17 protein-coding genes are annotated in these 17,143 nt (G+C 73.3%); 8 read left to right on the forward strand and 9 right to left on the reverse strand.

Annotation, left to right across the window (positions count from 1 at the left end; all coding sequences use genetic code 11):
• Positions 1-129: 129 nt before the first annotated feature.
• Both ACGFSH_RS11670 and ACGFSH_RS11675 read left to right on the forward strand, forming a co-directional pair.
• Entirely contained in the window at positions 130-837 is a 708-nt protein-coding gene (locus ACGFSH_RS11670) for a response regulator transcription factor (RefSeq protein ID WP_393347319.1), read from the forward strand.
• Positions 834-2,186 (forward strand): sensor histidine kinase, encoded by a 1,353-nt coding sequence (locus ACGFSH_RS11675; RefSeq protein ID WP_393347321.1) that lies wholly within the window; start codon positions 834-836, stop codon positions 2,184-2,186. The genes ACGFSH_RS11670 and ACGFSH_RS11675 overlap by 4 nt, the downstream gene beginning before the upstream one ends.
• Before the next feature lie 10 nt (positions 2,187-2,196).
• Here ACGFSH_RS11675 and ACGFSH_RS11680 read toward each other — a convergent pair whose 3' ends face one another.
• Positions 2,197-2,694 (reverse strand): SgcJ/EcaC family oxidoreductase, encoded by a 498-nt coding sequence (locus ACGFSH_RS11680; RefSeq protein WP_393347323.1) that lies wholly within the window; start codon positions 2,692-2,694, stop codon positions 2,197-2,199.
• 145 nt (positions 2,695-2,839) lie between these two features.
• Here ACGFSH_RS11680 and ACGFSH_RS11685 point away from each other — a divergent pair, with 145 nt between their 5' ends.
• The gene (locus ACGFSH_RS11685) at positions 2,840-3,568 is read left to right on the forward strand and encodes a TSUP family transporter (protein WP_393347325.1); all 729 of its coding nucleotides are present in this window, start codon (positions 2,840-2,842) and stop codon (positions 3,566-3,568) included.
• A 13-nt stretch (positions 3,569-3,581) separates the two neighbouring features.
• Here ACGFSH_RS11685 and ACGFSH_RS11690 read toward each other — a convergent pair whose 3' ends face one another.
• The 3 genes from ACGFSH_RS11690 to ACGFSH_RS11700 all read right to left on the reverse strand — a co-directional run bounded on the left by ACGFSH_RS11690 (position 3,582) and on the right by ACGFSH_RS11700 (position 5,274).
• Positions 3,582-4,247 (reverse strand): DUF5063 domain-containing protein, encoded by a 666-nt coding sequence (locus tag ACGFSH_RS11690; RefSeq protein WP_393347327.1) that lies wholly within the window; start codon positions 4,245-4,247, stop codon positions 3,582-3,584.
• Positions 4,240-4,839, reverse strand: a complete 600-nt coding sequence (recR, locus tag ACGFSH_RS11695; RefSeq protein WP_329412165.1) for a recombination mediator RecR — start codon at positions 4,837-4,839, stop codon at positions 4,240-4,242. The genes ACGFSH_RS11690 and recR overlap by 8 nt, the downstream gene beginning before the upstream one ends.
• Before the next feature lie 90 nt (positions 4,840-4,929).
• Positions 4,930-5,274: a YbaB/EbfC family nucleoid-associated protein gene (locus ACGFSH_RS11700; RefSeq protein ID WP_393347329.1), complete on the reverse strand. Its 345-nt coding sequence runs from the start codon at positions 5,272-5,274 to the stop codon at positions 4,930-4,932.
• 359 nt (positions 5,275-5,633) lie between these two features.
• On the opposite strand from ACGFSH_RS11700, the gene ACGFSH_RS11705 reads away from it, so the two are divergent.
• Positions 5,634-6,371, forward strand: a complete 738-nt coding sequence (locus tag ACGFSH_RS11705; RefSeq protein WP_393348102.1) for an SLATT domain-containing protein — start codon at positions 5,634-5,636, stop codon at positions 6,369-6,371.
• A 42-nt stretch (positions 6,372-6,413) separates the two neighbouring features.
• Here ACGFSH_RS11705 and ACGFSH_RS11710 read toward each other — a convergent pair whose 3' ends face one another.
• The 3 genes from ACGFSH_RS11710 to ACGFSH_RS11720 all read right to left on the reverse strand — a co-directional run bounded on the left by ACGFSH_RS11710 (position 6,414) and on the right by ACGFSH_RS11720 (position 9,576).
• Positions 6,414-8,348: a protein kinase gene (locus ACGFSH_RS11710; RefSeq protein WP_393347331.1), complete on the reverse strand. Its 1,935-nt coding sequence runs from the start codon at positions 8,346-8,348 to the stop codon at positions 6,414-6,416.
• Positions 8,349-8,440: 92 nt separating this feature from the next.
• Positions 8,441-8,899: a MarR family winged helix-turn-helix transcriptional regulator gene (locus ACGFSH_RS11715; protein WP_393347333.1), complete on the reverse strand. Its 459-nt coding sequence runs from the start codon at positions 8,897-8,899 to the stop codon at positions 8,441-8,443.
• Positions 8,896-9,576, reverse strand: a complete 681-nt coding sequence (locus ACGFSH_RS11720) for a DJ-1/PfpI family protein (protein ID WP_393347335.1) — start codon at positions 9,574-9,576, stop codon at positions 8,896-8,898. The genes ACGFSH_RS11715 and ACGFSH_RS11720 overlap by 4 nt, the downstream gene beginning before the upstream one ends.
• A gap of 206 nt (positions 9,577-9,782) precedes the next feature.
• On the opposite strand from ACGFSH_RS11720, the gene ACGFSH_RS11725 reads away from it, so the two are divergent.
• The 4 genes from ACGFSH_RS11725 (at position 9,783) to ACGFSH_RS11740 (ending at position 15,320) form a co-directional block, all read left to right on the forward strand.
• A complete protein-coding gene (locus ACGFSH_RS11725) occupies positions 9,783-11,138 on the forward strand; it encodes an aspartate aminotransferase family protein (protein WP_393347337.1) in 1,356 nt (451 codons plus the stop codon).
• A 211-nt stretch (positions 11,139-11,349) separates the two neighbouring features.
• Positions 11,350-12,051, forward strand: a complete 702-nt coding sequence (locus ACGFSH_RS11730; protein WP_393347339.1) for a GntR family transcriptional regulator — start codon at positions 11,350-11,352, stop codon at positions 12,049-12,051.
• Positions 12,052-12,149: 98 nt separating this feature from the next.
• A complete protein-coding gene (locus ACGFSH_RS11735) occupies positions 12,150-14,582 on the forward strand; it encodes a glycosyltransferase (RefSeq protein ID WP_393347341.1) in 2,433 nt (810 codons plus the stop codon).
• Positions 14,583-14,669: 87 nt separating this feature from the next.
• A complete protein-coding gene (locus ACGFSH_RS11740; RefSeq protein WP_393347343.1) occupies positions 14,670-15,320 on the forward strand; it encodes a hypothetical protein in 651 nt (216 codons plus the stop codon).
• A 3-nt stretch (positions 15,321-15,323) separates the two neighbouring features.
• On the opposite strand, the gene ACGFSH_RS11745 is transcribed toward ACGFSH_RS11740, so the two are convergent.
• Positions 15,324-15,617 carry a hypothetical protein gene (locus ACGFSH_RS11745; protein WP_393347345.1) on the reverse strand — a complete coding sequence of 98 codons (294 nt, stop codon included), beginning with the start codon at positions 15,615-15,617 and terminating at the stop codon, positions 15,324-15,326.
• Between the two features lie 191 nt (positions 15,618-15,808).
• Entirely contained in the window at positions 15,809-17,092 is a 1,284-nt protein-coding gene (locus ACGFSH_RS11750; RefSeq protein WP_393347347.1) for an adenylosuccinate synthase, read from the reverse strand.
• Positions 17,093-17,143: the final 51 nt, after the last annotated feature.

Genomic DNA, 17,143 nt, shown 5'->3' on the forward strand with positions numbered 1-17,143 from the left:
ACCGCATGGTGAGACTCGCGGGCCCGCGGAGGACGCGCGGACGCCCGTCGTTGGGGCTTCCCTGCCCACTGACGCCGAAGTGATAGCTGTGAATTAAATTTCAAGCACTTCACGCACTATCGTGCCGCTGTGCACGTACTCCTGGTGGAAGACGACGAACCGGTCGCCGAGTCGCTCCGGCGTGGTCTGCAGCGTTACGGCTTCGCGGTCGACTGGGTCACCACGGGCGCCGCCGCCCTCGCCCACCCCGGCCCCTGCGACGTCGTCCTGCTGGACCTCGGCCTGCCCGACACCGACGGCCTCGACGTCTGCCGGGCCCTGCGCGACCGGGGCGGCGTGCCGATCATCGTGATCAGCGCCCGCAGCGACGAGACGGACCGCGTGGTCGGCCTGGAGCTGGGCGCCGACGACTACGTGTCCAAGCCGTTCGGGGTGCGCGAGGTCATCGCCCGCATACGGGCGGTGCTGCGGCGCGTGCAGGCGCGCCCGGCGGGCGCCGACACCGGCCCGGACCGCTACGGGCCCCGGCTGACCGTCGACCGCAAGGCGGCCCGCGTCCACGTGGACGGCGCCGAGGTCGCGCTCGCGCCGAAGGAGTACGACCTGCTCTCCTTCCTCACCGAGGAACCGGGCGCGCTGATGTCGCGCGAACAGATCATGGAAGCGGTCTGGGACGCCAACTGGTTCGGGCCGACGAAGACCCTCGACGTCCATGTGGCCGCCCTGCGGCGGAAGCTGGCCGGGGTCGTCGTCATCGAGGCGGTGCGGGGCGTCGGCTTCCGCCTGGAGATCGTCAAGGACGCCGGCCCCGGACCCGAGGACGCCGGCCCCTCATGAACCGGCAGCTCATCCGCAGCTACATCCTGATCGTCGCCGTCGCCATCCTGCTGTTCACCGTGCCGGTGGCCTTCACCCTCACCGAGCAGCTGCGGGACGACACCGAACTGTCGATCCTGCGCGAGGCCGAGACCATGGCGCTGCTGCTGGGCAACGGCGACCGCATCTCCTGCGAGGCCCTGACCGAGGTCGCCCGGGCCTACGGCGACAAGACCCCCGGCGACGTGCAGGTCACGCCCACCCGCACCTGCGCCCCCGGGCTGCCCCGGCCCGCCGAGGACGCGGCGCTGACGCGGGCCGTGCGGGACGGCTCCGCCGGCACGGACTGGGGTTCGGACTTCATCTGGGGCAGCAGGCTGACGGTCACCGTGCCCGCGCGCGGGGACGCGGCCGTCCGGATCGTCTACTCGACCTCGGACATGACCCGGCGGCTGTGGCAGATCTGGGGCTTCCGGGCCGGGCTCGCCGTCCTCGTCCTGGCGGCGGCCGGCGCGATCGGCGGGTACGCCGCCCGCCGGATCACCGCGCCGCTGCGCGCGCTCAACGCGATGGCGAGCCGGTTCGGCGACGGGGACCTGACCGCCCGTTCCCCGGTCACGGGCCCGCCGGAGACGCGGACCCTGGCGCGCACCCTTAACCAGGGCGCGGAGCGCCTGGACACCCTGGTCGACTCGCAGCGCGTCTTCGTGGCCGACGCCTCGCACCAACTGCGCACCCCGCTCACGGCGTTGCGGCTGTCGCTGGACAACATCGCGGACGGCGTGGACGACGAGTCGGTGCGCGAGGACGTGGAGCAGGCGACGGCGGAGGTGGTCCGCATGAGCCGGCTGGTGAACGGGCTGCTGGTGCTGGCGCGGGCCGAGGCGAAGGTGACGGCCGCGGAGCCGCTGCCGCTGACGGACATCGTGGCCGAACGGCTCACGGTGTGGAGACCGGCCGCCGACGAGCGCGGAGTCACCATCGCGCTCGGGGGGAGTGGTGTCGGCGGCCGGCCGTCTGTGCTGGCCGGCCCCGGTCATCTGGACCAGGTGCTGGACAACGTGCTCTCGAACGCCCTGGAGGTGTCGCCGGACGGCGGGACGATCACCGTCCGCGTGGAGTCCGGGGCGGGGGAGGCGGTCCTGTCCGTGGCGGACGAGGGACCGGGCATGCCGGACGCGGACAAGGCCCGCGCCTTCGACCGCTTCTGGCGCGGCCAGGGCCTGACCGGGCGCTCGGGCTCCGGGCTCGGCCTCGCCGTCGTCAGGCAGCTGGTGACCGACGACGGCGGGACGGTGGTCCTGGCGGACGCCCCCGGCGGCGGGCTGTGCGTGCGCATCACGCTGCGGACCGCGCAGCCGGCGGGCTGAGCCGGCGCGGTCAGCTCTCGGGCATCGCCGAGGAGTGGTGGTTGACGATCAGCCACTTGCCGCCGCGCTTCTCGTACTCGTAGGTGTAGCGGGCCTCGACGACGCTTCTTTCGCCGGTGACCGGGTCGGTGAGCGTGAACTGGTACACGCCGCTGTCCAGGGCGGAGTCGCCGTCGAGGACGTTGATGTGCGTCTCGATCTTCTTGCCGACCGGCTTCTTCTCGAGGAAGTGCTCCATGTAGTCCACGACGCCGGCGCGGTCCGTGCGCACCGTGTCGGACAGGGTGGGCAGCAGTACCGCGTCCTTGGCGTAGCGGTCGGCCACGACGTCCGGGTCGTGGGTCCGGAGCGCGGCGTTCCAGCCGTCGAACAGGGCGGCGATCTGCTTCTTGCTCGGCTTCGACGCCTTCTCGGGACCGGCCGCGCTGACTCCGGCCGACACCGTCGCCGCGGTGACGACGACGGTGGCGGTGACGAGGGCGGCGCGTATACGGGTCGTGCGGGTCATCGCAACTCCTGTGCGGCTTGGTGCTGTCGGGATGACCCAAGCCTCGCGTCCGCCCGGTCAGGGCCCGTGCAGCCTCCGTACAGGGGACGTCCAGCGCCCGCCCAATTCTCCTGTGGGGGCGGCAACATCGTGTAGGCATGGACCCATGACGAGCGGGACGAGTGAGGCGCTGCTGGCGGGGATCGTGCTGCTGGGTTCCTGCGTGCAGTGGCTGACCGGAATGGGCTTCGCCCTGGTGGCCGTGCCCGCGCTGGTGCTGCTGCTCGGGCCGGCCCAGGGAGTCGTCCTGGCGAACTGCGCGGCGGGTGCGATCAGCGTGGTGGGACTGGCCGGCGGCTGGCGCCGGGTGCGCCCGGCCGCGATGGTCCCCCTGTGCGTGGCGGCCGCCTGCACGGTCCCGGCGGGCGCCTGGCTGACCCGCCGGCTCCCGCCTTCCATCACGCTTTCCGTGATGGGCGCGCTGGTGACGGCGGCGGTCCTGCTGGTCATGCGCGGCGCCCGCGTCCCGGCCCTGCGCGGCAGCCGGGGCGCGGTCGTGGCCGGGGCGGCCGGCGGCTTCATGAACTCCGCGGCGGGGGTCGGCGGCCCACCGATCTCTCTGTACGCCGTCAACGCGGGCTGGACGGTACGGGAGTTCGTCCCGAACGCGCAGTTCTACAGCGTCGTCGTGAACGCCTTCTCGGTCGCGGCGAACGGCGTGCCGGAGCTGAGCGGGACGCGGTGGGCGTGGGTGAGCGGCGCGATGGCGGTGGGCGCACTCGCCGGCCGGGCGCTGTCGGGCCGCATACCCGAACCACTGGCGCGGCGATTGGTCCTCACCCTGGCGCTGACGGGCGGGGTCACGGCGGTGGGAAAGGGACTGTGGGGGCTGTGACCGGCAAGGCCCATCACCGCTGGGTCTGGCCCGGGCGCAGCGGGACCCCGATCTCCTCGGCCATCACCCGGCCCGCCTCGAACTCCAGCGTCTCGTCGCCCAGGGCCGACTGGTCGGTGTCGAGACCGTCCAGCTCCTCCAGGGGCTGGTCCAGCCGGATGTGGGCGAGCACCGAGTGCAGGGCGCGCAGGGTCGCCGAGGCCGTGGAGCCCCAGTTGGAGAAGTAGGAGAACTGCCACCACCACAGGGCCTCGGTGGTGCGGCCGGCCCGGTAGTGGACCATGCCGTGGCGCAGGTCGGCGATGACGTCCGCGAGGTCGTCGGAGATCCGGGCCGGGACGGGCGCCTTGCGGGGCTCGTAGGGGTCGAAGACCTCGGAGTAGACGTCGACCGGCTCCAGGAGGCGGGCCAGGTTCTCGCGCAGCTCGTCCGCGTCCGGCTCGAAACCGGGGTCGGGCTCGTAGCGCTCGTCGGGGACGATGTCCTCGTGGGCGCCGAGACGGCCGCCGGCCAGGAGCAGCTGGGAGACCTCCAGCAGCAGGAAGGGCACCGCCGAGCCCGGCTCGTCGCCCTTCGCCACCTCGGTGACGGCCACCAGGAAGCTCTCGATCTGGTCCGCGATCTGGACCGCGAAGTCGTCCGGGTTCTGCTCGCTCGCGTGCAGCGTGGCGTCAGACATCTAGGAGTCGTCTCCCCTCGAAGGCGCGGCCGAGGGTCACCTCGTCCGCGTATTCCAGGTCGCCGCCCACAGGGAGGCCGCTGGCCAGGCGGGTGACCTTCAGGCCCATGGGCTTGATCATGCGGGCGAGGTACGTGGCCGTGGCCTCGCCCTCCAGGTTGGGATCGGTGGCCAGGATCAGCTCCGTGACCGTGCCGTCCGCCAGCCGCGCCAGGAGTTCCCGGATCCGCAGGTCGTCGGGACCGACCCCCTCGATGGGACTGATCGCCCCGCCCAGGACGTGGTACTTGCCGCGGAACTCGCGGGTGCGCTCGATCGCGACGACGTCCTTGGGCTCCTCCACGACGCAGATGCAGCTCGGGTCGCGGCGCGGGTCGCGGCAGATGCCGCACAGCTCCTCCTGCGCCACATTGCCGCAGGTCGCGCAGAAGCGGACCTTCGCCTTGACCTCCAGGAGGGCGTGGGCGAGACGCCGCACGTCCGTCGGCTCCGTCTGAAGGATGTGGAAGGCGATCCGCTGCGCGCTCTTGGGACCGACGCCGGGCAGCCGCCCCAGCTCGTCGATGAGGTCCTGGACCACGCCTTCGTACAACGGACTGCCGTCCTTCCTGGGGTTTCTTGCCGTACGTACGGTAGTCGGCCGGGGCCGGTCCGCGTAAGGGCGGACCGGCCGTGGCCCGGGCTAGAAGGGCAGGCCCGGGATGCCGCTGCCGCCGCCCAGGCCCTGGGTCAGCGGGCCGAGTTTCTGCTGCTGAAGCGCCTGGGCGTTCTCGTTGGCCGCCTGGACGGCCGCGACGACCAGGTCGGCGAGGGTCTCGGTGTCCTCCGGGTCCACGGCCTTCGGGTCGATCCGCAGGGCGCGCAGCTCGCCGGAGCCGGTCACGGTCGCGCTCACCAGGCCGCCGCCCGCCTGCCCGTCGACCTCCGTGTTCGCCAGCTCCTCCTGCGCGCGGGCCAGGTCCTGCTGCATCTTCTGGGCCTGCTGGAGCAGCTGCTGCATGTTGGGCTGGCCACCACCGGGAATCACGATCAGCTCCTGTGTCTACGACGGTCGGGCGTTCCTCCGGGCGGGTTTCACCCCGCTCGGCACGAGCCTACGTGGTCTGTGCGGGTGTCGCCCCAGCACTCTTTCGAGTGAGTTGCGTGTGCGGTCTATACCTGATCAACGCCTACTTCCAGGCGTAAAAGCGGTGAAACCTTCCTCTTAGCCACCCATTGGGAGGTAGGAAAGGTCCGGCGCGGCGGCATCGGCGTCGCGGGTGTCACCCGACGTGACCGGCCGGGGCCGCCGGGCGCCCTCGGAAAGGGGCCGGCGCCGTCGGGATCGGTCGGGATCCACCACCGCTAGGGATCAGTAGGGAGTGCCGGGTGGTTCAGCAGCCGGAGATGCAGCCCGAGGGTCCGCCCCAGGACGGGCGGGGTGAGGGCGCGGCCGGGCTGCGGCCGGGCGACCTGACCGGGCGGGCGCTGCCGCTCGGGGACTGGGGCGAGCCCGCGGAGCGGCTGGACGAGCTGTACCGGTGGGTGGAGCGCGGCGCGCTGGAGACCGCCGCCTGGTACCTCGGCGACCGGGTGTGGAAGCGGCGGACCGCCCGGGTGCTGCGCGCCGGGGCGGCGGCCGGGGCGGTGTGCGGCGCCGCGCTGCCGCTGCTGGACCTCACCCGGGTACTGGGCGAGGTCGCCCCGTGGGGCTATCTGTCGTTGCTGCTGGCGGTGTCCTGCGTGGCGGTGGACCGGTTCTTCGGGGTGACGTCCGGCTGGATGCGGGACGTGGCCACCGCGCAGGCCGTGCAGCGCAGGCTCCAGGTGCTTCAGTTCGACTGGGCGTCGGAGAGCGTCCGGGAGGTGCTCGGCCCGGCCGAGGGCACCGCGAGCGAGGCCGCCGAGCGGTGCCTGGGGGTGCTGCGGCGGTTCTCGGACGACGTCACGGACCTGGTGCGCACGGAGACGGCCGACTGGATGGTGGAATTCCGGGCCGGTCCGACGCCCATGGGCATCCAGGCGGCGATCGCGTCGGCCGGCCGGGCGGACGTGGGCGGCGGCGGCCCCGGCCGCCACCCTTCCCCGCCCGGGGTGAACGCCCGCCCCAACATGCCCCGCCAGCGGCCGCCGGAGCCCCGCTGAGCGGCGGTGTCGGGCCGCGGCGCGGTCCGGGCCCGGTGCCGCTCAGCCCCTGCTGTAGGTGAGCTTCTCGCCCGTGCCGGTGTTGAGGCGTTCGAGTCTGCCGTCGGCCAGGAGGGTGACCTCGGAAGCGGCGCCGGGGCTGCACGAGGACAGCGGGCGGCCGGTGACGACCTTGGACGGGCCGATCCGCAGCGGGCCGCCGGCGCCGGGCGACCGGGTGAGGGTGGCGCTGAACTCGCAGTGGTAGGACTGCCCGTCGGCGACGAGAGCGAGCACCGCGTCCCCGACCTCGCCCTGCGTGATGGTCAGCCGGCGGGTGTTCGTTCCGGTCTCGTTCTCGATCGCGGTCGTCCAGGCGCCGAGGAACGCCGCCGGCACCGCGCCGGCCGAGGCGGACGGGGACGGGGAGGCGGAGGACTCCCCGGACTCGGACGGCGACGGCGTGCTTGAGGCCGGCGTGGAGGGCCGGGCCGAGGTGGAGGCGCCGGCCGTCGCATGCCCTCCCCCGTCGCCGTTCATGAGCGCGTACACCGAGCCGCCCGCCGCGACGGCGACCACCAGGGCGACCAGAGCGAGCAGCGCGGTGGTGCGGCCGCTGCGCCGCGGCGGCTCCTGCGCCTCGGCCTGCCCGTGCGGGTCGTACGGGTCGTACGGCGGCGGGGTCGTGCCCGGACCGCCCGCGGCGTAGGGGTTGTACGGCGCCGGGATGCCGGGGGCGGCTGACCAGCCGTCCGCCGGCCCGGACGCGGGCCCGTGCCCGCCGGGGGCCTGCTGCGGGTGCCGCCGGTCGTGGCCGTACGCCGGGTGCGCGAAGGCGTCCGAACCGGGCGGGGGCGTCTGCGTCGGGATGCCGTCGGGGCCCGCGACGAGCGTGCGGCGGGGATCCGGACCGTACCCGTCGCCGCGCGGCCCGGAGTGGTGCTCGACGGCCGCCGCGCCCGCGGCCGGCCGTCCGGGCCGGACGGCCGGGAGACCGGCGGTCGGGCCGTCGCCGCCGGCCGCGCCCACCGCGCCGGCCGGGGTAACCGGGCTCGCGGCGCCGCCGGGGTGCTCGGGGTCCTCCGCCTCCAGGAGCCGCACGGCGTGCCGGCCGAGCTGGGCCACCAGCGCGCCGGGCAGCCACGGATCGCGCGAGCGGCCGTCGGAGACGGTGTCGTCGACGCCGGTGAGCTCCAGGACGCGGGCGAGGGAGGGGCGGGCGGCCGGGTCCTTGCGCAGACAGGCGCGGACGAGGTCGGCGATGCCCTCGGGAACGCCCGTGAGGTCGGGCTCGTCCTCGGCGATGCGGAACATCAGCGCGTGCGGCCCGTCGTCGCGCGCGCCGAAGGGCAGCGCGCCGGTGGCGGCGTAGGCGATGACCGAGCCGAGGCAGAAGACGTCGCTGGCCGGGGTGACCCCTTCGCCGCGCACCTGCTCGGGGGCCATGAATCCGGGCGAGCCGATGACCGCGCCGGTCTGGGTCAGCCCGCCGTCGCCGCCGGTCACGCTCTCCAGCGCCCGCGCGACGCCGAAGTCGATGACCCGGGGCCCCTCGATGGTGACCATCACGTTGGACGGCTTCAGGTCGCGGTGGACGATGCCGGCCGCGTGGATGTTGGTGAGGGCGTGGGCGAGGCCGGCGGCGAGGATGCGCACCGACCGCTCGGGCAGCGGGCCGTGGTCGTGGCTCACGACCTGCTGGAGGCTCGGCCCGGCCACGTAGCCGGTGGCCACCCAGGGCACGGCGGCCTCGGTGTCCGCGTCGAGGACGGGCGCCGTCCAGAAGCCGCCCACCCGCTGCGCGTTGCGGACCTCCTGGCGAAAACGCGCCCGGAACTCCTCACGGGTGGCCAGTTCGCGCCGGACGAGCTTCACGGCGACCGTGCGCCCCCGGTCCGAGCGGGCGAGGTACACCCGCCCCATCCCGCCCGCCCCCAGCCGCGCGAGCAGCCGGTAGCCGCCGATGCGCTGCGGGTCCCCGGGGCCCAGCTTCTCCATCGCAGCGCCGCCTTTCCGCCACATGTGTGATCGAGACATGTGTGTGGAGGCGAGAATAATCCGGCCGTTCGGGGGATAGGGCGGCGCGGTGTCTACGGTTCCGTAACGGGCGGCGTCAGCCCGTCCAGCACCGTGGACAGGCGTTCCAGGACGTGGACGGCCTCGGCCAGCTCCGCCTCGCCGAACTCCCGCGCCAGCCGGTCGGCGAAGGCCGCGTGTCCGGGATCGATCCCGGCGACCGCGGCCCGGCCCGCCCCGGTGGGCGCGAGCAGCTTGGCCCGCCGGTGGGCCGGGTTGGGCCGGTACTCGGCGAGGCCGCGCTCCACCAGCAGGTCGGCGACGCGCTGCACGCTCTGCCGGGTGATGCCCATGACGCGGGCGATCGCGGCCACGGGCAGCGGCTCGCCCAGCACCGCGCCGAGCACCTGCCAGCGGGCGGCGGTGAGCCCGCCGGGCCGGGCCAGTTCCCAGGCGACGGCGAGGAACTGGCCGTTCAGCCGGAACACCCCGAGGGCGGCGCGGCTGAGCAGTTCCTGGCGCGACCGGCTCACCGGCCGGCCGTCGCCTTCTCCAGCACGGCGTAGGCCAGCGGGTCCGAGTCGTGGAACAGCCGGTACCAGGCGTCCAGCGTCTCGCCCTCGTACACGCCGAGGAGCCGCAGGACCTCGCGCGCGAAGGCGACGGGTTCGGTGGGGCCGGCGGTGACCAGCGCGCCGTCCGTCACCGCGTCCGCCTCTACGTACCGTCCGCCGCCGGCGTAGCCCGTGGCGGCCAGGTAGAAGGGGGCCGCGCTGGTGTGGTCGCGCCGGTCGAGGAGGCCCTCGCGGGCGAGTCCGGCGGTGGCCCCGCAGATCGCGGCGACGGGCACGCCGGCGTCGAGGAACGCGCGTGCGGCGCGGGCGAAGGGGGCCAGGTCGTCGGTGGTGTCCCAGAGGTCCGCGCCCGGCAGGACCAGCAGCGCGCTGTCGTGCGCGCGGAGGTCGGCGAGGGCCAGGTCCGGCTGGACGCGCAGGCCGCCGATGCTGACGACGGGCTCGCGGGTCGGTCCCACGGTCCGGATCTCGAACCCGGCGCGGGCGAGGTACGCCGTCGCGTGGCCGGTCTCCCAGTCGGCCAGCGAGTCGTAGACGGCGAGGTGCACGGTCCCGCGACCGCCGCCGTCCGGTCCGCCGCGGTCGTCGCGTCCGCCGCGGTCGTCGGGTCCGCCGTCGATGGCTGCTCGGGTCATGGCTCCTCCTCGGGACGGTCCGGGCGGTCCCGGACGGACGGGGCGTACGACAGCATGCTGCTGCTTCGACAGCATGCTTTCAATGCTGTTCCCGCGAGGCTCCGGGTCGGCCGCCCCCACGCCCGACAACCTGTCGCGTTATCGGGCCGTCCACGGAACAGGACGCCGATACCGCTTCCGCATCGCGGACATTTACGCTCACGGGCATGACCCCTCAGACCGATCCCCGGGCCGGCGCCGCCGTGAAGGCCGCGGACCGCGCGCACGTCTTCCACTCCTGGTCCGCCCAGGAGCTCATCGACCCGCTCGCCGTGGCCGGCGCCGAGGGGTCGTACTTCTGGGACTACGACGGCAAGCGCTACCTCGACCTCACCAGCGGGCTCGTCTACACCAACATCGGCTACCAGCACCCGAAGGTCGTCGCCGCGATCCAGGAGCAGGCCGCACGCCTGACCACCTTCGCGCCCGCCTTCGCGATCGAGGCCCGCTCGGAGGCGGCCCGGCTGATTGCCGAGCGCACCCCCGGCGACCTGGACAAGATCTTCTTCACCAACGGCGGGGCGGACGCCGTCGAGCACGCCGTGCGCATGGCGCGGCTGCACACCGGCCGCCACAAGGTGCTGTCCGCCTACCGCTCCTACCACGGCGGCACCCAGCAGGCCGTGAACCTGACCGGCGACCCGCGCCGCTGGGCCTCCGACACCGCCACCGCCGGAGTCGTGCACTTCTGGGCGCCGTTCCTGTACCGCTCCCGCTTCTACGCCGAGACGGAGGAGCAGGAGACCGCGCGGGCGCTGGAGCACCTGGAGACGACCATCGCCTTCGAGGGCCCCGGGACGATCGCCGCGATCATCCTGGAGACCGTGCCGGGCACGGCCGGCATCATGCTGCCGCCGCCCGGCTACCTGGCCGGTGTGCGCGAGATCTGCGACCGGCACGGGATCGTCTTCGTCCTGGACGAGGTCATGGCCGGATTCGGCCGCACCGGCGAGTGGTTCGCGGCCGACCTGTACGGCGTGACGCCCGACCTGATGACCTTCGCCAAGGGCGTGAACAGCGGATACGTGCCGCTGGGCGGCGTCGCCATCTCCGGTGTGATCGCCGAGACCTTCGCCAGGCGGCCCTACCCGGGCGGTCTGACCTACTCCGGGCACCCGCTGGCCTGCGCGGCCGCCGTGGCGACGATCGAGGTCATGGCGCAGGAGGGCGTCGTCGAGAACGCGAAGCGCCTGGGCGCCTCCCTGGTCGGTCCCGGACTCGCGGAGCTGGCAGCGCGGCACCCGAGCGTCGGCGAGGTGCGCGGCGTCGGCATGTTCTGGGCGGTCGAGCTGGTGAAGAACAGCGAGACGCGCGAGCCGCTGGTGCCGTACAACGCGTCCGGCGAGGCCAACGCGCCCATGGCCGCCTTCGCCGCCGCCGCCAAGAAGGCCGGGGTGTGGCCGTTCGTGAACATGAACCGCACCCACTTCGTGCCGCCGCTCAACGTCTCCGAGTCCGAGGTCAAGGAGGGCCTCGCGGCCCTGGACACGGCCCTTTCGGCGGCCGACGAGTTCACCGAGTAGCCACCGGCCGCACCGGGCGGCGGCCGGTTGCGCGCACCGCCGCGGGGTCCGCGCACCCGGCCCCCGAGGGGCCCGCGCAGGGGCCCCTCCGAGGCCCTCCCGGGCGGCCCGTGCGCATCGGGGCCGATTTCGTCGAACGCGTAAGGTGGCGTGCTCGTACATGACGACGAGCACGCCACTTTCCGCACCCGACGAGGGAGACGCCTCGACCATGCCCGGCAGCACCGGCAACGGCGCCGTGACGCGCAGCACCCTGCGCCAGCAGATCGCCGACGCGCTCCGCGACGAGGTGCTGGGGGGCCGGCTGCAACCGGGACAGGCGTTCACCGTGAAGGAGATCGCCGAGCAGTACGGCGTCTCCGCGACCCCCGTGCGCGAGGCCCTCGTCGACCTGTCCGCGCAGGGCCTGCTGGAGGCCGACCAGCACCGGGGCTTCCGCGTCCCCCGCTACTCGGTCGAGGACTACCGGGGCATGATCGAGGCCCGGAGCCTGATCATCGAGGGCATGTTCATCGCCGTCGACGAGGGCCGCCAGGACCACCAGAACTTCGAGGAACCGCGGACGGCGGCCGCGATAGCCGGGGTGCGCCGGCGCGGCGAGGAGGCCCAGCGGGCCGCCGCCGCGGGCGACCTCACCGTCCTCATCGGCTACGACCTGCGGTTCTGGCGCGAGTTGAGCGCCCTGTTCGGCAACCCCTACCTCGCCGACTTCCTGCACCGGCTGCGGGTGCAGTCCTGGGTGTGCACGGTGCAGCATCTGCGCCGGCTGTCCGACCTGCGCGGCTGCCTGTGGTCCGGCCACACCGAACTGGTCGACGCCCTGTACGCCCGCGACACCGGCGCCGCCCGCGCGATGCTCGCCGCCTACAACGACGAGTCCCTGGGCCTCATCGAGCGGCTGGCGGCGCGGTGAGCCGGGCGGACGCCCCCGGCGCCCGCCCCGCGCCGCCCCCCGCGCCCCGCACCGCGACTCCCCCCGGCCCGCGCCCCGCCAAACCCTCGGCGGGCGCCGTGGACCTCTCCGTCGTCATCCCGGCCTACAACGAGGAGCGACGGCTCGGCCCCACCCTCGACGCGGTCCGCCGCCACCTCGACGCAACCCGCGGCCCCCGGGCGGGCTGGGAGATCGTGGTCGCCGACGACGGCTCCACCGACGCCACCCGCGAACTCGTCACCGTCCGCCGCGATCCCCGCGTGCGGCTCGTCACCGGACCGGGCACCGGCAACCGGGGCAAGGGACACGCCCTGCGCCAGGGCGTCGCCGCCAGCCGGGGGCGCCGCGTCCTGGTCATGGACGCAGATCTCGCCACCCCCGTCGAGGAGTTGGAACGCCTGGAGAAGGCCCTCGACGACGGACACGCGGCGGCGATCGGATCGCGGGCCGTGCCCGGCGCCACCCTCGGCGAACGGCAGCACCGCACCCGCGAACTCCTCGGCGCCGCGGGCAGCCTCCTCATCCGCCGGACGACCCTGCACGGCATACGCGACACCCAGTGCGGCTTCAAGCTGTTCGACGGCGACAAGGCCCGCGCCGCGTTCGCCACGTCCCGCCTCAACGGCTACGCCATCGACGTGGAGGTGCTGCGCCACTTCCGGCGCGCGGACTGGCCGGTCGCCGAGGTGCCCGTGCACTGGTCGCACCGGCCCGGCTCGAAGATCCGCCCGGCGGACTACCCGCGGGTCCTGCGCGACCTGGTCCGGCTGCGGATCCCCGCGCCCCGGCCGGCGGACGTCGTCGCGGCCGTCCTCTTCCTGGCGATGGCGGCCGTCCTCTACTCCGGCCGCGTCCTGGACCCGGCCCACCGCTACCTCACCGACTCCCTCCAGGACCAGAACCAGTGGGAGTGGTTCTTCGCGGTGACCGCCGACAACGTGGCCCGGCTGCGCAACCCCCTGATCACCCACCTCCAGGGCTTCCCCGGCGGCGTGAACCTGATGGCCAACACGACCATGCCGGGCCTGTCCGTGCCGCTCACGCCGCTCACCCTGCTGCTCGGCCCGGCCGTCACCCTCAGCCTCGTGATGACGCTCGGCCTGGCCGCCACCGCGTTCGCCTGGTACCGGCTCATCGCGCGACGCCTCGTGCAGCGGCGGACGGCCGCCTTCACCGGGGCCGCCCTGGCCGCGTTCGCCCCGCCGATGGTCAGCCACGCCAACGCCCACCCCAACTTCGTCGTGCTGTTCATGATCCCGCCGATCATCGAGCGGGCCCTGCGGCTCACCACCGGCGCGCGGACCGCACGCGACGGGACCGTCCTCGGCCTGATGGCGGCCTACCAGCTCTTCCTCGGCGAGGAACCCCTGCTGCTGACGGCACTCGGGCTGCTCGTGTTCGCCGTCGCCCACGGCCTCGCCCGCCCCGCCGGGGCCCGCGCAGCCGTACGCCCCCTGCTGACCGGTCTGGCGATCGCCGCCGCCGTCTGCCTGCCGCTGGTCGTCTACCCGCTGGCCTGGCAGTTCTCCGGCCCCCAGAGCTACAGCGGCATCGACCACGGCAGCGCGACCGGCGTCGGCAACTCCGTGCGCGCGCTGCTCTCGTTCGCCGAACGCTCCCTGGTCGCCGGGGACGCCCGGCGCGCCGCCGCCCTCTCCCTCAACCCGACCGAGCAGAACGCGTTCTACGGCTGGCCACTGGTCCTGCTCGCGTTCGCCGTCACGGTGGCGCTGTGGCGCCGGCCGGTCGTGCGGGCGCTTGCCTGCACGGCGGCGGCCGCGGCCGTGCTGTCCCTCGGCCCGCGCGTCACCCTCCCCCTCACCGGCGTCACCGTCCCCGGCCCCTGGGCCGCGCTCGACGGCCTGCCCCTCTTCGAGTCGGTGATCGAGAGCCGGGTCGCGCTGGTCTGCGCCCCGGCGCTGGGCATGCTGCTCGCCCTGGCCGTCGACCGGCTGGCGCGGGCCCGCCGCCTGGGCACGCAGTACGCCGGGCTGCTCGCCGTCGGGCTCGCCCTGCTGCCCCTGATCCCGGCCCCGCTGAAGTCCGCGCCGCGCGCCCCGACGCCCGCCTTCTTCACCGGCGGCGCCTGGAAGGCGTACGTGCGAGGCGGCGAGACGCTGGTCCCGGTGCCGCTCGCCGAGCCCGAGGCCGCCGAGGCCCTGCACTGGCAGACGGCGGCCGGCCTCGGCTTCCGGATGCCCGGCGGCTACTTCAACGGCCCCTACGGCGACGGCGACCGCACCGGCGTCTACGGCGTCCCGCTGCGCTTCACCGCGAGCCTGCTGCGGGACGTCCGCTACACGGGCGTGGTGCCGGTGATCGACGCCCGTGCCCGCGCCGCGGCCCGCGAGGACCTCGCGTACTGGCGGGCGGGCGTGCTGGTGCTCGCACCGCAGCGGCACGAGGCCGGGCTGCGTGAGACGGTGGACAAGCTGGTGGGCCGCCCGGGGAGGAGGGTGGCCGGAGTGTGGGTATGGGACCTGCACCAGGGGTCGCCGGACGGGAGCTGACGTGGGCCTTACCGACTACCCTTCCCTGACCGGCATTGCCGCGTCGTCCGTGCACGTCCGTGCAACGCGCTGAGTGAGGAGCCCCCTTTGGCCTGTGACCTGTGGCTGGTGCCGCTCGTCGACGTGTTGTGCCACACCCCCGACAACCCCTTCGCCGACGAACTCGCCCAGTACAACAAGGTGCTGGCCGAGGCGGGTCTCCCGCCGGTGCCGGTGTACCAGTACATGCCCGGCCTGACCGGCGAGGTCGCCCCGGTGGCCGGCTTCGACTACGACGCCCTGCACTTCCTGCGCCGCGCCTACCTGCTCCAGGTGTGCGGGCTGCCGGTGACGCCGGTCGACGACCTGGGCGGCGACTACGAGCAGCTCCTGGAGATGTTCGAGGCGACGGCCAAGCAGTCGCACCTGGTCTGGCACTACGACCACGCGGGCGCGTACGTGCCCGTCGACTTCCTGCAACCGCTCTCCAACGACGAACTCCTCGCGGGCGGCGGACCCTTGGGCTCCGCGCAGTCGCTGCTGCGGGAACTGGAGTACGTGGCGCCGTCCCTGGGCATCGATCCGGCCAATCCTCCGGCCGCGCCCCGACCGCCCGCCGGTCCCACGGAGTTGGAGGAGCCCGCCGTCCCCGCGCCGTACGATCCCAGCCCCTTCGCCCGGGAGCGGCACGTCTGGCTCGGCCTGCACGCGGCGGCGACGCGCAGCCTCGCCCAGGGGTCGATGATCGTGTTCAGCTGACGGTCAGCGGCCGAGCTGCGAGAGGCCCTGCTGCACGTCCTCCATGTTCATCACCGGCGTGTAGGTGATCTCGGCTCCGACGCCCTGGAACCACGGCTCGCTGAGCACGGGCATCTGCCAGCTCTCCTGCATGTCGAACACGATGTAGGCGGTGCGCCGGCCGTGGTCGGTGGTGAAGTAGGCCGCCTCGGGCTTGATCTGCTCCATCGACTCCTGGATCAGCTTCGGCAGGGTGCCGTTGTGGATGGCCTCGTTGGCCTTGTCCGTGTCCATGGAAGCCTTGAGCAATACGCGCATCGCACTCACCTTCTCCGGATCGACGCACGCGGTCACGTACCTTCAGATTAAGCCCGTTTCGCCGCTTATGTCCGTCAGGGAAGCAGGCAGGAACGCGAAGGTTCGAGGCGACGCGAGCGGTCGGCGGGAACAGGCGACGGGCCGGTCATGGACGTCCATGACCGGCCCGTGCCGACGCGCCGTCGCCGGGACTACAGGAACGAGTTGACCTCGATCGTCTCGTCCCGGCCCGGACCCACGCCGATCGCGGAGATCGGGGCGCCGGACATCTCCTCCAGCGCCTTCACGTACGCCTGGGCGTTCTTCGGCAGGTCGGAGAACGACTTCGCCTTGGTGATGTCCTCGGACCAGCCGGGCAGGGTCTCGTAGATCGGCTTCGCGTGGTGGAAGTCGCTCTGCGAGTACGGGAGTTCCTCGACCCGCTTGCCGTCGATCTCGTACGCCACGCAGACCGGGATCTCCTCCCAGCCGGTGAGGACGTCCAGCTTGGTCAGGAAGAAGTCCGTCAGACCGTTGACGCGGGTCGCGTAGCGGGCGATGACCGCGTCGAACCAGCCGCAGCGGCGGTCACGGCCGGTGGTGACGCCCCGCTCGCCGCCGATGCGGCGCAGCGCCTCGCCGTCCTCGTCGAACAGCTCGGTCGGGAACGGGCCCGACCCGACGCGGGTCGTGTACGCCTTCAGGATGCCGATGACCCGGCTGATCTTCGTCGGACCGACGCCCGAGCCCGTGCAGGCGCCGCCCGCGGTCGGGTTGGACGAGGTGACGAAGGGGTACGTGCCGTGGTCGATGTCGAGGAGCGTGCCCTGACCGCCCTCGAAGAGGACGACCTTGTCCTGCTCCAGCGCCTGGTTGAGGACCAGGACCGTGTCGGTGACGTACGGAGCGAGCTTCTCCGCGTAACCGAGCAGTTCCTCGACGACCTGGTCGACGGCGATCGCGCGGCGGTTGTACAGCTTCGTCAGGAGCTGGTTCTTGCCGTCGAGGGCCGCCTCGACCTTCTGGGTCAGGATCGACTCGTCGTAGAGGTCCTGGACCCGGATGCCGACCCGGTTGATCTTGTCGGCATAAGTCGGACCGATCCCGCGCCCGGTGGTGCCGATCTTGCGCTTTCCGAGGAAGCGTTCGGTCACCTTGTCGACAGTCACGTTGTAGGGCGTGATGATGTGCGCGTTGCCGCTGATCAGCAGCTTCGACGTGTCGACGCCGCGCTCGTTCAGACCGCTCAGCTCGGAGAGCAGGACCGACGGGTCGACGACGACACCGTTACCGATGACCGGCGTGCAGCCGGGGGACAGGATTCCGGAAGGGAGCAGGTGGAGTGCGTACTTCTGGTCGCCCACGACGACCGTGTGGCCGGCGTTGTTGCCGCCCTGGTAACGCACTACGTAGTCCACCGAGCCACCGAGAAGGTCGGTGGCCTTTCCCTTGCCTTCGTCACCCCACTGAGCACCGAGCAGCACAAGTGCGGGCACGCGCGTACACCCCTTCCGGGTGGGGCATGTCCAAGGCCAGGGGTGAACGCG

This window comes from Streptomyces sp. NPDC048481 (assembly GCF_043200075.1).
Classification (GTDB): Bacteria; Actinomycetota; Actinomycetes; order Streptomycetales; family Streptomycetaceae; genus Streptomyces.

Bases quoted from the DNA above. Each gene is read 5' to 3' on its own strand.
- ACGFSH_RS11675 (WP_393347321.1), top strand. From the start codon at position 834: ATGAACCGGCAGCTCATCCGCAGCTACATCCTGATCGTCGCCGTCGCC.
- ACGFSH_RS11680 (WP_393347323.1), bottom strand. From the start codon at position 2,694: ATGACCCGCACGACCCGTATACGCGCCGCCCTCGTCACCGCCACCGTC.
- ACGFSH_RS11685 (WP_393347325.1), top strand. From the start codon at position 2,840: ATGACGAGCGGGACGAGTGAGGCGCTGCTGGCGGGGATCGTGCTGCTG.
- ACGFSH_RS11690 (WP_393347327.1), bottom strand. From the start codon at position 4,247: ATGTCTGACGCCACGCTGCACGCGAGCGAGCAGAACCCGGACGACTTC.
- ACGFSH_RS11705 (WP_393348102.1), top strand. From the start codon at position 5,634: ATGCAGCCCGAGGGTCCGCCCCAGGACGGGCGGGGTGAGGGCGCGGCC.
- ACGFSH_RS11710 (WP_393347331.1), bottom strand. From the start codon at position 8,348: ATGGAGAAGCTGGGCCCCGGGGACCCGCAGCGCATCGGCGGCTACCGG.
- ACGFSH_RS11720 (WP_393347335.1), bottom strand. From the start codon at position 9,576: ATGACCCGAGCAGCCATCGACGGCGGACCCGACGACCGCGGCGGACGC.
- ACGFSH_RS11725 (WP_393347337.1), top strand. From the start codon at position 9,783: ATGACCCCTCAGACCGATCCCCGGGCCGGCGCCGCCGTGAAGGCCGCG.
- ACGFSH_RS11730 (WP_393347339.1), top strand. From the start codon at position 11,350: ATGCCCGGCAGCACCGGCAACGGCGCCGTGACGCGCAGCACCCTGCGC.
- ACGFSH_RS11745 (WP_393347345.1), bottom strand. From the start codon at position 15,617: ATGCGCGTATTGCTCAAGGCTTCCATGGACACGGACAAGGCCAACGAG.